A 12,552-nucleotide genomic window follows, 5' to 3' on the forward strand; every position below is an offset into this window, starting at 1 on the left:
ACCACCTCCGTTGGGCAGCATCACCGGTCACCGGCCACGGATCAACCCGCCACCCCGAGCGGTTACCGCATCAACCTTTCCGGACGCGGCACTAGCCCCAGCAGTACCGCGATGATGACGAGAAGGATCCGATGGTTCGCATGCTTGTCCATGGCTACAGTCCCTACAGCTGATGGTGACACTCGGATAATGGGCGGAACTATACTGGACATCTTAGACAAGGGAGGTGGGTATGACTCGTCGTGCTGTTCCTATAGACCCGGCGCTCGGGCCTCTTGCTGCACTTGCTCGGGATCTGCGTACTCTGCGGGCGGATATGGGTGCCAACGCGCCCTCTGTCGACCAGATCAGTGCTGAGGAAGGGCTGCCCCGATCTACCTTGTACGCCGCGCTTAGGGGTGACCGGATTCCGAGCGAGAAGGTTGTGGCAACGCTGGTGCGGGCGTGGGGGGGTGACGAGAGCCACTGGCTCAGAAGGCGATCAGATCTGCAGGATGCCCTGGGCGGTCGTAGTCAACCACGACCGACGCAATCGCTTCGGGACGGGAGCGCGTGGCTGACATTTCCGATCACTCGCACCGTGCTCGGCGTGGTGACCAGTGTTGCCTCGTTGCGGCGACTCCTGAGTGTTGTGGCCCTGTTCGAGACCGACTTCAGGGTTCAGACAGCGTTCACCATCAATCCGACATCAGCGTTGACGCAGGGGCTATCGGATCTCCTAGCTGACTTAGGCATCGTTGAAGTTCCTTGGCATGAAGCGGTCACTCGCCGCTTTGACGTGGTGCTGAGCATGAATATGCGCTTTTGCCGCGAACTCGCCGGGCCGTTCTTTGCGTTTGCCTCGGATGTCGCCGCGCCACCAGACTTGGAGAGATTCAACGGTTGGATCGGAGTAACCGATGAAGCTGAACTACTGCGTGTCCGAGCGGCCGTGCCAGCGTCCGACGGCAAGATCGCCGTGGTGGGCGACCCCTATTTCGACCAGATGATAGTCAGCCGGTACCTCCGCGGAAACTACAGGCGGAGCATCGGCGTAAATCAGGGCGAGAAGCTTGTGGTGGTGTCCTCAAGTTGGGGTCGGACGTCGTTTCTTGGACAACGTCCTGATTTACCGACTACGTTGCTTGACGCCTTCCCTGCTCGCGAATTTCGAGTTGCGTTAGTGCTTCACCCGAACGTATGGGTAGCCCATGGACATCGGCAGGTCATCGCATGGATGAGCGATGCAGTTGACCGCGGTGTGTTGCTGATTCCGCCGAGTGCCGACGAGCGTGCGGTCTTGCTCGCTGCCGATGTCGTTGTCGGCGATCGCAGCTCCGTCACTTCTTATGGAATGGCGATGGGACTGCCGACCTTGATCGTTAATGAAAGCGATGACCGCTGGGTTCCTGTGGTCGACAACACCTCACCGGCCTACAAATTGGATCTGGACGGCGATATTAGATCTCAGTTCGAGAAAGCGATCACCGCGCGGCAGGCCAAGGAAATACCTACGACTGAGGTTGGATCGCTGCAACGGATTGCAGACCACGCTCGGACGCTGCAAAGTATCTTGTACGATCTTCTCGAAATTGAGCAACCGTCCGCACCGCAGCGTTTCAGGCCAGTAGAAGAAATTCGAGTGGCAATCGTGCCGCATGGTACTGGTTTTGATAAGGAACCAGGATCGAATGCTGCGTCGCCCTTGAGTTCGGCCGCCGTGCTGCACAATTGAGCTATGTCACGGACTCTGCCTGAGGGCGATTCGGTTCGCTTCTAGTCCGCATCGACTCACCGACGACGCAGCGTGGCCCAGGTCGTTGCGGCGGTCATCGCGTTTTACGACGAAGACGCAGAGGCAGGGCTGGCGTCGGTCGATGACGTGACTTTCGACGGTCTGACACCCGCTGAGCTGGCTGATCTGGTCGGGCGGACAGGCGTATTATTCATCGCCGATAGCGCCACGTTGTCCGCCCCCAGCATCCGCTGCTGGCCGTCGATACCGGCGACGAGGACGTCCGAGGCGACGGTTGACCCGACCTTCCGATCACACCGACAGCGATGGCCGGAGTCGAGGTGAATCTCTTCCTCGCCAACATGGAATTCGAGGATTTCGCCGACAGCGTGGGCTCACTGCGGTGATCGCGGCGTGCCGAGCTGCCGCCGAACCTGGCCTTCCTGAACGGTGGGCTATGTCCAGATCTCGGCTTTTCGGCAGTAGTCCATTGGCTCGGGCGGTTGTAGCGCTGGCAGCGCGATGTTCCAGTTCATACTTGCCTGCGGGGGTCTGCAAACCTGTCAAATAGCGCCGTGAAGAACTCGGTGAGTAGCGGTTTCGCGGTTTCAGGGCTGGTCAGCTCGGCACCACCGAAGCGGAAGACCTCATAGCCGCGCATCCGGAGGTTCCTGTCGATTCGAGTGTTGCGTGCATAGACCTGCGGTGAGGCGTTGCCATCTTGGTCGGTGTAGTGGGATTTGCCGTCGACTTCGAGAACGACACGGTGCCCGCCAGGGTGCAGGAGTAGGAAGTCCATTCGTTGGTTGAGCAGCGCTTGCGTGCCGCGTTGGCGCACGGTCTGGTGGTCCCAGTGCAGCCACACTTCGGGTAGCAGCGCTGGGAGGTCCCATACACGCTGCCCGTGAATCTCGTGGTAAAGGCGGTACAGCAGGCGCTGTGGTGGTGAGGACTCGGGCAAGTTGGTTCTATACGTGAATCACGAGGTCGTTGATCGGTGAATCTCGACACCAGCCCGCGGTCGGAAGGGGTTGGTATCCACGAATTTTGGCAACACCTGACGGGTTGCGATGGCAAGATCATCCTGCTATCAGTCAGCGACGGCCCATAGGAGTGGACCCGTGGTGGCGAACCAATCCAAGGCGCAGCTGTACGCGGCGATCCGCCGGGACTCGCGAGCGGGCATGTCGGGCCGGGAACTGCAGCGCAAGTACAACGTCGGCTACGTCACGGTCAACGCGGCACTGACCTCGGCGTTCCCGGAGAAACGCAAGGACTATCCGGAGCGGGCATCGAAGCTGGACCCGTTCAAACCAGTCATCGACGAGATGCTGCGAGCGGATCTGGACGCGCCCCGCAAGCAGCGGCACACGATCAAACGGATCTACGCGCGGCTGATCGACGAGCACGGCATGGAAGACGTGTCGTATCAGCGGGTCCGCGACTACGTGTCGACGCGGAAACCACAGATCAGGATCGCCGCGGGCCGCGAACCACCGCAGGTGTTCATCCCGCAGAGCCACCATCCGGGCGAGGAAGCTGAGGTCGATTTCGGCGAGGTGACCGTGTTGCTGCGGGGCGAGCAGGTCGTGCTCTACCTGTTCTCGCTGCGGATGTCGTTTTCGGGCCGGTCGGTGCAGCGGGTGTTCGCCTCGGGTGGACAGGAAGCGTTCCTGGAAGGGCACGTGCATGCGTTCACGGCGTTGGGTGGTGTCCCTCACGGCAAGATTCGCGACGACAATCTGAAGGCCGCGGTCGCGAAGGTTCTCGGGTTGAGCAGGGCCAGAACCGAATCGGAACGGTGGACCGTGTTCCGCAGCCACTATGGCATTGACGACCCGTTCTACTGCATTCCAGGTGTCGAGGGAGCGCACGAGAAGGGCGGCGTCGAAGGCCAGATCGGGTTCTACCGGCGCAACCACTTCGTCCCCGTTCCGCAGGTCCAGTCGCTGGAGGAGCTCAATGCGCGTGTCGATCAGTGGGATAGCCAGGATCTGGGTCGGCGGATCGGCGCGCGGGCGCGCACGATCGGTGAACACTTCGACCTCGAGGCACCGACGCTGAAACGGCTGCCCGATGAGGAGTTCGAGACCGGGTCATGGCTGGTCACACGGGTGGATCGGTATTCGATGGTTGCGGCGCGGACCAACAAATACAGTGTCCCGATCCGGTTCATCGGTCGGCCGGTCAGGATCTTGCTGCACGCTTCGTGGCTGGTCGTCTATGACGGCCGCACCGAGATCGCCCGCCACGAACGGCTGATCGGCAAGGCGCTGACCCGTGTCGAGCTCGACCACTACCTCGAAGCGCTGGTCCGCAAGCCCGGCGCGATGGCCGGCGCGACCGCCCTCGAACAAGCCCGCCAGAGCGGGAAATTCACCAAAAGCCACGATGCCTGGTGGGCCGCGGTCCGCAAAGCCCACGGCGAGCGCAACGGCACGCGCGCGATGATCGAAGTGCTTCTGCTACACCGCAACATGCCCCGCGACCAGGTCGTCGCGGGCCTGGACGCCGCGTTGCGGGCCGGAGCGCTGACCGCCGACGCAGTCGCTCTCGAGGCCCGCAAAGCAGCCGAAGCGGCACCCAGACTGCTCGACGTGGTCGACCTCGACCAGATCGACCCGGAGCCGGACGCAGTGGCGTCGCTGACAGTGCGCCGCCTCGCTCAACTGCCCCCGGACACCCGGCCTCTGCCGTCGGTCGCCATCTACGACCAACTGCTCCGCATCACCAAACCGAGAACCGCAGAAGGGAATTCCTGATGACCAGCTCACTCCCGCACCGCCACGGCCTGACCGACCAAGCAGCCGACGCCGCCGTTGACCAGGCATGCCGGATGCTGCGACTGCCCAGCATCCGCTCCCAGTTCAACGACATCGTCGAAACCGCCACTCGCGACCAGATGTCCTACCGGGCATTCCTGGCCGAGCTGCTGCTCGTCGAGTGCGACGATCGGGCCCGCCGCCGCTCCGAACGCCGCATCCGCGCCGCGGGCTTCCCTCGCGACAAGTCGTTGCGGGCGTTCGACTTCGACGCCAACCCCAATATCGATCCGGCCGTGGTCAACACCCTCGCCAACTGCGACTGGGTCAAGAAGGGCACACCGCTCTGCCTGATCGGTGACTCCGGCACCGGCAAGAGCCACTTGCTGATCGCGTTGGGCACCGAGGCCGCGATGCGGGGCTACCGCGTGAAATACACGTTGGCAACGAAACTGGTGAACGAACTGGTCGAAGCCGCCGACGAGAAGCAGCTGTCCAAGACGATCGCCCGCTATGGCCGGGTCGATCTTCTCTGCATCGATGAACTCGGCTACATGGAGCTCGACCGCCGCGGCGCGGAACTGTTGTTCCAGGTTTTGACCGAACGCGAGGAAAAGAACTCTGTCGCGATCGCCTCCAACGAGGCCTTTTCGGGCTGGTCGAAGACGTTTTCCGAGCCACGACTCTGCGCCGCGATCGTCGACCGCCTCACCTTCGGTGGGCAGATCATCGAAACCGGCACCGACAGTTACCGACTCACCCGCACCGCCCTCAATCACGCCGCCAGCACCACTACAACACACATTCCCGCACCGCAGCCACCGGAGTCCGCCGACACGTCACAGACACTGGAAATCGTGTCCTGACCAGCAGTCTATCGGTGAATTCCAACACCGTCGGGCGCCCGAACACACGACCGGGCTCGGGCCGTCTCGGCGGCGGTCGCTGCGGGCCCGGCCGGTGTCCGGTGACACTGAATTCAAGCTCCGGATGTTCGCTACTTGATTGAACTATCGAACTTCGGCAGCGAGTTTGATGCCGAGCCCGATCAGGATCGTCGCGGTGACGCGGTCGAGCCAGCGCCGTACGTGCGGTCTCTGCAGCCAGGTTCGCGCCTTGGCCGCCGACCAGATCAGTGTCGGATACCAGATGAATGTCACCGCGAGGTGGATGGCGACCAGAAGCATTCCCCACCGCAGGGAATTCGGTCCGACCGGGAGGAACTGCGGCAGCAGGCTGATGTAGAAGACGCCGACCTTTGGGTTGAGGAGATTGGTCAGCGCCCCGGCTCGCAGTGCGGCGAATCCGCCAGACGAGGTCGGTGCCGTAGACGTATCCGATTCCGCGACGCCACGTGATCTGCTGTGGAACAGCGTCTTCCGTAGCGCGGAGTAGCCGAGCCACATCAGGTAGGCAGCGCCGGCGACACGGACTGCGTTGTAGGCCAACGTCGAGGCTGCCAGCAACGCAGTCAGACCCGCGAGACTTGCAATCGCCCACACGAGGCATCCGAGACTGATGCCGATCAAGACGATGAATCCTTCTCGTCGACCGCCGAGCGCGGTATGCCGAAGCACCAGCAGGGTGTCGATTCCCGGAGTCACCACACCTACTAAAGCCACCAGTGCCCAGCCCAGCAGCGCCGCACTCGACATACAACCTCCCCAGATTTGCGTCGAACCCTCACATCCATGACACCACAGGCCCGCCGACGGCAGCTCAGATTGAGTGACACCGGGCACCGAACCATGCCAAGACCTCGACCGATTCGTCAACCTGCTCAGCAGCCTCGGAATCCCGGTTCGACAACCTCCACTGCGCACTCTTCTGACACGCCCGACGATCGGACACACCGACCGAGGTGACGCCGAAATTCGCGGATAGAACTGCCCTGGATCGGCCCGCATTGACGTCAGAATTCACCGATAAGTGGTCTCAGAATTCGCACTTACGGCCAGGCAAGTATTGGCCGAGTCGCTGGTAGAGCTGGCTCTTTGCAGTGTCGCTGTTCATGGTTGGGTGTCGGTCGCACCACCAGCGGTGTAGATCACGCCAGCGCAAGCCGTCCGAACCGATTGGGCGGTCGTAGATCAGGGCATCCGCGCCGTTGTCGATGATCTCGAGGCGGTTGTCGGGCACGCTGCTGAGTCGGATGTCGGGCTTGAATTTGCCGCTGAAGACCAGTGTTTTCGGTGGCATCGCCGCGACGCCCGTTGTTGATATGCGGAAGACTGGGTAGCCGGCGTGAGTGCCGTCCTCGCGCAGTGCGAGGTGGTCTCTGCGTAGGTGATTGTTGATCGTGTCCACCAGCCTGCGTTGCTTGGGTTCGTCGAGCACAACCGTTGGGGAGACTAGGTCTTCCAGAAACCCCGCGAATCGTGGATTCGGGGCCTCGAATGCTTTGAGTTGGGTGAACAAGTCTGTCACCGACCAGTCACCCGGGTTGCGGAAGACATGGCGAATCACCTTTTCGCGCAAGGTTTGTCCGTCGATGAAGAGGCCGTCGAATCGGTCGAGGTCCCACCACCGGCCGAGCATGTCGAAGAAACGCTGCGCGTCGAGGCCGACTACTTCCTCGATATCGAGCGCATCCGCGAGTTCGCGGCGCGTGCGTTCGACGATCGCCGGACCGGATCCGGCCCAGAGCGTGTCCTGGATGGTGATGCCGTCGCTGTGCGTCACCATCGACTCGGCCATCATCTGTTCTGCGATCCGCGGAAGCTCGCTTGCTGGAATGGCTTCCATGACGGCAGTAACCCGTTCTCGTTTGGTGCCTTCTACGTCGTACCGGGTCAGCCCCAGTCGTTCGAATCGAGCGCTCAGCTCATTGTGAGTCTCGTGTGCGAAGGGTGCGTGCAGCAGGCTCCGCAGCTTCTCAAGTCCTTGATCATCCATCGATCGAGATTGTCTCTGATGAGGCTGACATGGGCGCAGTAATACGCGACGGTCCACAGCCACCGGATCGACGGCCGCAGCTGCCTCGGCCTCGAAATGCTGGCACGATTCGAAAGCCTCGCCGGTCCCGACGATGGGCAGAAGGACGGGAGTGGGAGTGTCGGTTCAGAGGAGCTTGCGAGTGGGCCGCCGTGTTGGCGAGTACCCGGGGGCCCAGACCCGCTCTGCGCGGGTGAGTACGCGTTGTGAGAACGGAGCAGGCCGCAGGCGACTAGGGACAAGGCTGCAATGTTGGACGGGCTGCTCTGGGAGAACGTGAAGCTCATGCGCGCGAACGTGATCAGAAGCGTTAATAGGTAGTCTGCCCGTCGGTTCCTTGGCTCGGCGAGCCGTTTGCTGCCTGGCCGAGACTGCAGTCTGATGTTCGATTGAAGGGAGCAATCCATGGCTCATAATCCGGACAAGGCCACCCGGACCAACCTCCAAGCATTCCAGGACGCGATCGGTGTAAACATCGCCGACGTGGTCGAGTGGGTGTTTCCCATGCTTGCGTCGGTGTGGTTGTGGACGGTAATCGCAACCGGCCGACTCGAGCTGACGCCTGTCCGCTGGTGTGGGGAGGTCCTCGCCAGTCTCGGTGTCGGAGACCAGTGGGCGCGGACGGCCGATGTCTGGCTGGCGACGCGTCCAGCGCTGTTCCCGGTCCTGATCCTGTGCGCGGCGTTGCTGTCCGGTCTGGCGGCGCGGGGACGGCTGGCCCTGAATAACCTCGTGACGATCGTCCTGTTCTCGGCGATGAGCATGCATTCCGGCGTCGTCGCGCTACGTTGGTTCGTGGCTGCGACGCTCGGCGCGTGCGCAATCGCGATCGCCCTCGACTATGTGCGTCAACGGCTAGCGGGGGCGGAGAAGTACTCCTGGCAACCGAGGCTGTCATTCGAGATGTGGTGTTGGGGCGCTGGACGGCTGATCGCAACGTGGCTTTTCGGCCCGCTACGCTTGCTGTACGAGTTGATCAAGAACTACCGGGTGCCCGCTGTCGAGATCGATGATCGTCGTCCGAGCTTCCGCGCCGCTGCCGAACAGCTGCCGAATGTCCCACTGACCGAGGTTCCCGCAGACGATGCGCTGGCGTTTCTCGCGCACGCGATCCTCGTAGCTGGCGATGCCGACCAGCGAAGAACGGCATTGCGTGGATTGGCTCTCCGCAGCCAAGGCGCTGTCATCGGATCACCGGAACGTTACTGGCCCCAACTCGCCGAGGCAGACCGCTTGAGAGCCGGGAAGCAGGAGTGGCGAGTCAAGCAATAGACCACCGATGCGGCGTAGGCTCGCCGCTCGTGTGGTGCAGGGGAAGGGTTTCGTGGCCGCCCAGCAGCACGGGTGGCGTACTGGCGTGGTTCCGGGTTGGTCGGGATGTTTCAGGATTCGACCACTTTGGCGGGTACGTGCCGTTGTGCGAGGAAGTCGCGGACGGTGTCGATCGTGACCTCGGGGAGCGAGAGGACCAGGAGGCCGCCTGGCAGACTCGCGCACCACATCGCCGCGAAAAGTCCGGCCATCGTGACGGCAGCCAAAACCCAGAAGACCACGCGAAAGCCGTTACTGGTCGAGAACTTTCGTGGTGTCGGCGACGCCGGTGCCGGTGCGTAGTAGGCCATGTTCACAGACGATAGCGACGGCTGGGCGTTGCCAGGCGGGGATCACCACGCGGTCGAGCTGAGTAGTTCTACCTGGCTGGCGACTGCTTCGCCGACGGCGTTTGCCCCGCGGCTAAACCGGCCCGCTTTCCACGGACGACGGCGCTGAGCGATCTACGAGAACCTGCTCAGTCTGGTTGAGTGAAGGCGTGACTACGAGCACCGACATCCGCGTTCGCACTCTCGATGGCCTGTACCTTTCCGCCACGCTCGTGACCGCGTACCGGCCGTCGGGGCTCGCTGTCGTGATGGTGCACGGTGGCGGCGTCACCCGAGAGGAAGGCGGGTTCTTCACGCGGCTCGCGGCTGGTCTTGCCAGCGCTGGCATTGCCTCGCTGCGTTTCGATCTTCGTGGGCACGGCGACAGCGAAGGTCGTCAGGAAGAGCTGACCTTGTCCACGATCCTCAACGACATCCGCGCCACCCTCGCCGCAGTCAAAGAGGCCACGGGTGCCGATGACCTGGCACTGCTCGGTGCCAGTTTCGGTGGCGGCATCTGCGCGTACTACGCCGCGAAACGGCCCGCGGATCTCAGTCGGCTGGTCCTGCTGAATCCGCAGGTGGACTACAAGAAGCGCACCATCGACTCCCGCGACTACTGGACGAACGACGCGATCAACGACGAAAAGGCCGACGAGCTCAACGCAACTGGAGCGGTCCAGTTCACCCCCACGCTGCGGCATGGTCGGCCACTGCTCAACGAAGTCTTCTGGCTGAAGCCGAACGAAGTGCTCGGCGAGATCGAAGCGGACACGCTCATCGTGCACGGCGACGCCGACACATTGGTTCCGATCGGAGGGTCTCGCGCCGCGGTCGACCAGTTCACCGCGCCCGTTGAGCTGATCGAGATCGAGGGAGCTCAGCACGGATTCGCGGTCCACGATGATCCGCGATACCTGAACCCGAAGAGTCAGTCGTACCAGGGTGACGTGATTCGCATGGTCGCGCGCTGGTTGAGAGGTTAGCTCGACACTTTCACTGCATCGCGGAGTTGTCGCACGCCTGGCCGGTGGTCCCAAGGGGACAGCGTCCGCAGGACGTCGACCACGACCTTGATCGTTCGCTCCGACTGGGTATCGAGCCCTACCTCGACCGACTTGGTCGCTACGGCAGCGGCTTCGTCGGGTTCACCGCTGAGTGCGAGCGCTTTGGCCTGTCGTGCGCCGAAGAAGCCAGCATCGCGCCGGGACAGTCCGCCAGCCGTCAGAACCTGTCCGAACAGTTCGGTCGCGCGCTGCGGCTTGCCCGCCTCGGTGTAGCAGACCGCCGCGCGAACGCGAAGCGTGTTCTCGTCGAAGTTGCTGACCAGTCCACGGTCATCGGTATCGTCGGCCTGTGCGAGGAGCTGTTCTGCCCGCCCGATGCACTCCTCGACCGCTGCGACCGTTTCACCAGTCATGGCCAGTCCCAGCGCTTCTTGCTGCGCCGCTTGCGCTTGCACTCGATGGGGGAGCTGCCACGGTCCGTCCTTGGCGGCTCGAGCCAGTCCGAGCAACGTCCCCGCGTCGCGTGAGTCGTACGCCATCTCCGACCTTTTGAGCAGCACGTAGCCCTGCATGGGCAGGCTGCCCGCCTCTTGCGCCCACTCCATGGAACGGTCGTACAGGAACGTCGCCGTCACGGGATCATCGAGATCGCGGTACAGCCAGCCCGCGAATTCCGCGCCGTCGGATCCAATCGCCAGCAACTGCGGACGCAGTTCGGTCGCAACATCGTTGCTGTGCCGTCGAATTGCACCGATCACAGCGAGCGTCAGCGGCAAAGCTTCGGCCGGTCCGAGCGAACCATCATCGGCTTTGCACCGCTCGAGCTGGGAACGGAAGAACTCGAGAATGGAGCCATCGAAGTAGCGGTAAGCGCAGTCGAGCGCCGAGCTCACTCGTTCCAGGTCGTCGCTGCGGCTGATCGGCGCGACGCCGGTACCGTCGCTGGCCAACCACCTTGCCAGCGCCAGAGCATCAACGGCTTTGGGCGATGGCGTGACTCGCTTGGGCGGCAGATGGCGGGTCCTCCACGCATCCTCGCCTTCGGCCACGATCTCATTGAACCGCACCCGATCGTCGGGGGTCGCGTGGAGCAGGAAGACCGTGTCCAGGATCGCCTGCTTCTCGGTGCGGGGCTTCACCCTGCTCAACCCCGAGCGCCAGTTGCTGACCGTGGTTGTCTCGACGCCGAGTAATGCGGCGAACTCGCGGATCGACTTTCGCATCGCTTCCTGAAGCGCCGCCGCCTCAAAGCCTGTCCAGCCCCGCCCTCGTATCATCGCCGCTTCCTGGGTTTTCGAGCATCTGACCTGGTCAATGCACGTGAAACATCAACGGTACCCGACCATTACGCGGTTCAGGCCGATGTCGCCGAACAGGCACGATGGCAACGGGAACCCGCAATCGGTGCCCCCCGAATTCAATAGTCGCGGCCCCAGCACCGCGCGGCGCAAGCGAAGTCCTCGACACCCGACGCGCAGCGCCGATTCCAACAACCGTACGGAGAGACGCGTCCACCGAAATCGTTCTCGCTCTGACTTCGGCTAACGTGGCATCGATGTCTGACTCGCCCGTCACGGCAGGTCCCGAAACTCGGCCTGGATCTCCGCGTTGTTCGATGTCTGGCGGATGAAATGGAGCGGACTCTTCGGACCGAAGTACGTGTGCATCGTCGCCCGCGTGGGGTCCGCCCCATGTGCGCGAAGTACTCGTATCGTCGAGACCGGATCGCCTCCCGCGGCGACCGCTGCCCAGTAGATCGCCGGGAATCCCCTGTCTGTCAATGCGTGCACGTCGCCGCCCGCGTCGAGGAGCGCTTCCACCGCTCTCGCGTGCCCGCCTTGTGCGGCGAAGTGCAGAGGTGTCCAGTCTTCGGCGTCAGTCGCGTTCACGTCCTCGCTGCCCCGCAGTCTGGCGATCGCCGCGACATCGCCGTCTCGGGCGGCGTAGTGGATTGGCTTGCGTCCCCATTCATCCCGGTCTGTCACCTACTTCTGTCCCTTCTGAAACTCCAAACAGGGAGTGGCACTTCATGGCTGATGTGAGCTTCACAGCCCCTCAACATGCGCGCAATGGTTAGGGCCTGGCTACATCGAAGATCAGCTCAGCTAGTGATTCAGATATCGCCAGCGGCGAGGATCGGCGATGATGAGGGCCAGCGTGACCGATCGAGGGGATTCGAGATGCCGACAGCCGTCTTCGTACACGGAACGGGTGTGCGGCGCGCATCCTTCGATGATTCGTTCGCGGCGTTGCGCGAGGGGCTGGCCCGGATCAGGCCATCGCTTACGGTCGAGCCCTGTTACTGGGGAGACGAGTTCGGGTCACGCCTGCGGGCCGAGGGTGCCTCGATTCCTGGCACGCGCGCCGGTACTCGTAGCCCGAACGATTCAGAAGCGCTCGTGTCAGCGGACATGGAATAGTCCCCAATCGCGGTCTCGAAGCATCCCCAATCGCGGACATGAAAGCTCCCCGGTGATGGACATCTAAGTTCCCCA

The 12,552-nt window shown here is 62.8% G+C and carries 13 protein-coding genes; 7 read left to right on the forward strand and 6 right to left on the reverse strand.

The window, feature by feature from the left end; genetic code table 11:
- Positions 1-316: 316 nt before the first annotated feature.
- The 3 genes from ACFWU5_RS28805 (at position 317) to ACFWU5_RS28815 (ending at position 2,121) form a co-directional block, all read left to right on the forward strand.
- Positions 317-1,714 (forward strand): hypothetical protein, encoded by a 1,398-nt coding sequence (locus ACFWU5_RS28805; protein ID WP_379247781.1) that lies wholly within the window; start codon positions 317-319, stop codon positions 1,712-1,714.
- Positions 1,715-1,786: 72 nt separating this feature from the next.
- On the forward strand, positions 1,787-2,059 hold the full coding sequence (locus ACFWU5_RS28810) for a DUF6924 domain-containing protein (RefSeq protein WP_379247779.1): 273 nt from the start codon (positions 1,787-1,789) through the stop codon (positions 2,057-2,059).
- A complete protein-coding gene (locus tag ACFWU5_RS28815) occupies positions 2,026-2,121 on the forward strand; it encodes a DUF6924 domain-containing protein (RefSeq protein WP_379247785.1) in 96 nt (31 codons plus the stop codon). The genes ACFWU5_RS28810 and ACFWU5_RS28815 overlap by 34 nt, the downstream gene beginning before the upstream one ends.
- Positions 2,122-2,246: 125 nt before the next feature.
- On the opposite strand, the gene ACFWU5_RS28820 is transcribed toward ACFWU5_RS28815, so the two are convergent.
- Entirely contained in the window at positions 2,247-2,675 is a 429-nt protein-coding gene (locus tag ACFWU5_RS28820) for a hypothetical protein (protein WP_379247777.1), read from the reverse strand.
- 223 nt (positions 2,676-2,898) lie between these two features.
- On the opposite strand from ACFWU5_RS28820, the gene istA reads away from it, so the two are divergent.
- Together istA and istB are read left to right on the forward strand one after the other, a co-directional pair.
- Positions 2,899-4,476 carry an IS21 family transposase gene (gene istA / locus ACFWU5_RS28825; protein ID WP_379247783.1) on the forward strand — a complete coding sequence of 526 codons (1,578 nt, stop codon included), beginning with the start codon at positions 2,899-2,901 and terminating at the stop codon, positions 4,474-4,476.
- Positions 4,476-5,342: an IS21-like element helper ATPase IstB gene (gene istB, locus ACFWU5_RS28830; RefSeq protein WP_379247775.1), complete on the forward strand. Its 867-nt coding sequence runs from the start codon at positions 4,476-4,478 to the stop codon at positions 5,340-5,342. Before istA ends, istB begins: the two co-directional genes overlap by 1 nt.
- A 144-nt stretch (positions 5,343-5,486) precedes the next feature.
- Here the strand turns inward: istB and ACFWU5_RS28835 are convergent, their stop codons facing one another.
- Both ACFWU5_RS28835 and ACFWU5_RS28840 read right to left on the reverse strand, forming a co-directional pair.
- Positions 5,487-6,131 (reverse strand): LysE family translocator, encoded by a 645-nt coding sequence (locus tag ACFWU5_RS28835; RefSeq protein WP_379247773.1) that lies wholly within the window; start codon positions 6,129-6,131, stop codon positions 5,487-5,489.
- A 280-nt stretch (positions 6,132-6,411) separates the two neighbouring features.
- Complete coding sequence (locus ACFWU5_RS28840) at positions 6,412-7,371, reverse strand: hypothetical protein (RefSeq protein ID WP_379247771.1); 960 nt, start codon at positions 7,369-7,371, stop codon at positions 6,412-6,414.
- A 444-nt stretch (positions 7,372-7,815) separates the two neighbouring features.
- On the opposite strand from ACFWU5_RS28840, the gene ACFWU5_RS28845 reads away from it, so the two are divergent.
- On the forward strand, positions 7,816-8,682 hold the full coding sequence (locus tag ACFWU5_RS28845; RefSeq protein ID WP_379270020.1) for a hypothetical protein: 867 nt from the start codon (positions 7,816-7,818) through the stop codon (positions 8,680-8,682).
- 110 nt (positions 8,683-8,792) lie between these two features.
- On the opposite strand, the gene ACFWU5_RS28850 is transcribed toward ACFWU5_RS28845, so the two are convergent.
- On the reverse strand, positions 8,793-9,032 hold the full coding sequence (locus tag ACFWU5_RS28850; protein WP_379270022.1) for a hypothetical protein: 240 nt from the start codon (positions 9,030-9,032) through the stop codon (positions 8,793-8,795).
- A 188-nt stretch (positions 9,033-9,220) separates the two neighbouring features.
- Here ACFWU5_RS28850 and ACFWU5_RS28855 point away from each other — a divergent pair, with 188 nt between their 5' ends.
- On the forward strand, positions 9,221-10,036 hold the full coding sequence (locus ACFWU5_RS28855; protein WP_379270024.1) for an alpha/beta hydrolase: 816 nt from the start codon (positions 9,221-9,223) through the stop codon (positions 10,034-10,036).
- Here the strand turns inward: ACFWU5_RS28855 and ACFWU5_RS28860 are convergent.
- Together ACFWU5_RS28860 and ACFWU5_RS28865 are read right to left on the reverse strand one after the other, a co-directional pair.
- A complete protein-coding gene (locus ACFWU5_RS28860; protein WP_379270026.1) occupies positions 10,033-11,280 on the reverse strand; it encodes a hypothetical protein in 1,248 nt (415 codons plus the stop codon). The genes ACFWU5_RS28855 and ACFWU5_RS28860 overlap by 4 nt on opposite strands.
- A gap of 348 nt (positions 11,281-11,628) precedes the next feature.
- The gene (locus ACFWU5_RS28865; protein ID WP_379270028.1) at positions 11,629-12,042 is read right to left on the reverse strand and encodes an ankyrin repeat domain-containing protein; all 414 of its coding nucleotides are present in this window, start codon (positions 12,040-12,042) and stop codon (positions 11,629-11,631) included.
- Positions 12,043-12,552 lie beyond the last annotated feature (510 nt).

The organism is Nocardia sp. NPDC058640 (genome assembly GCF_042716995.1).
Classification (GTDB): domain Bacteria; phylum Actinomycetota; class Actinomycetes; order Mycobacteriales; family Mycobacteriaceae; genus Nocardia.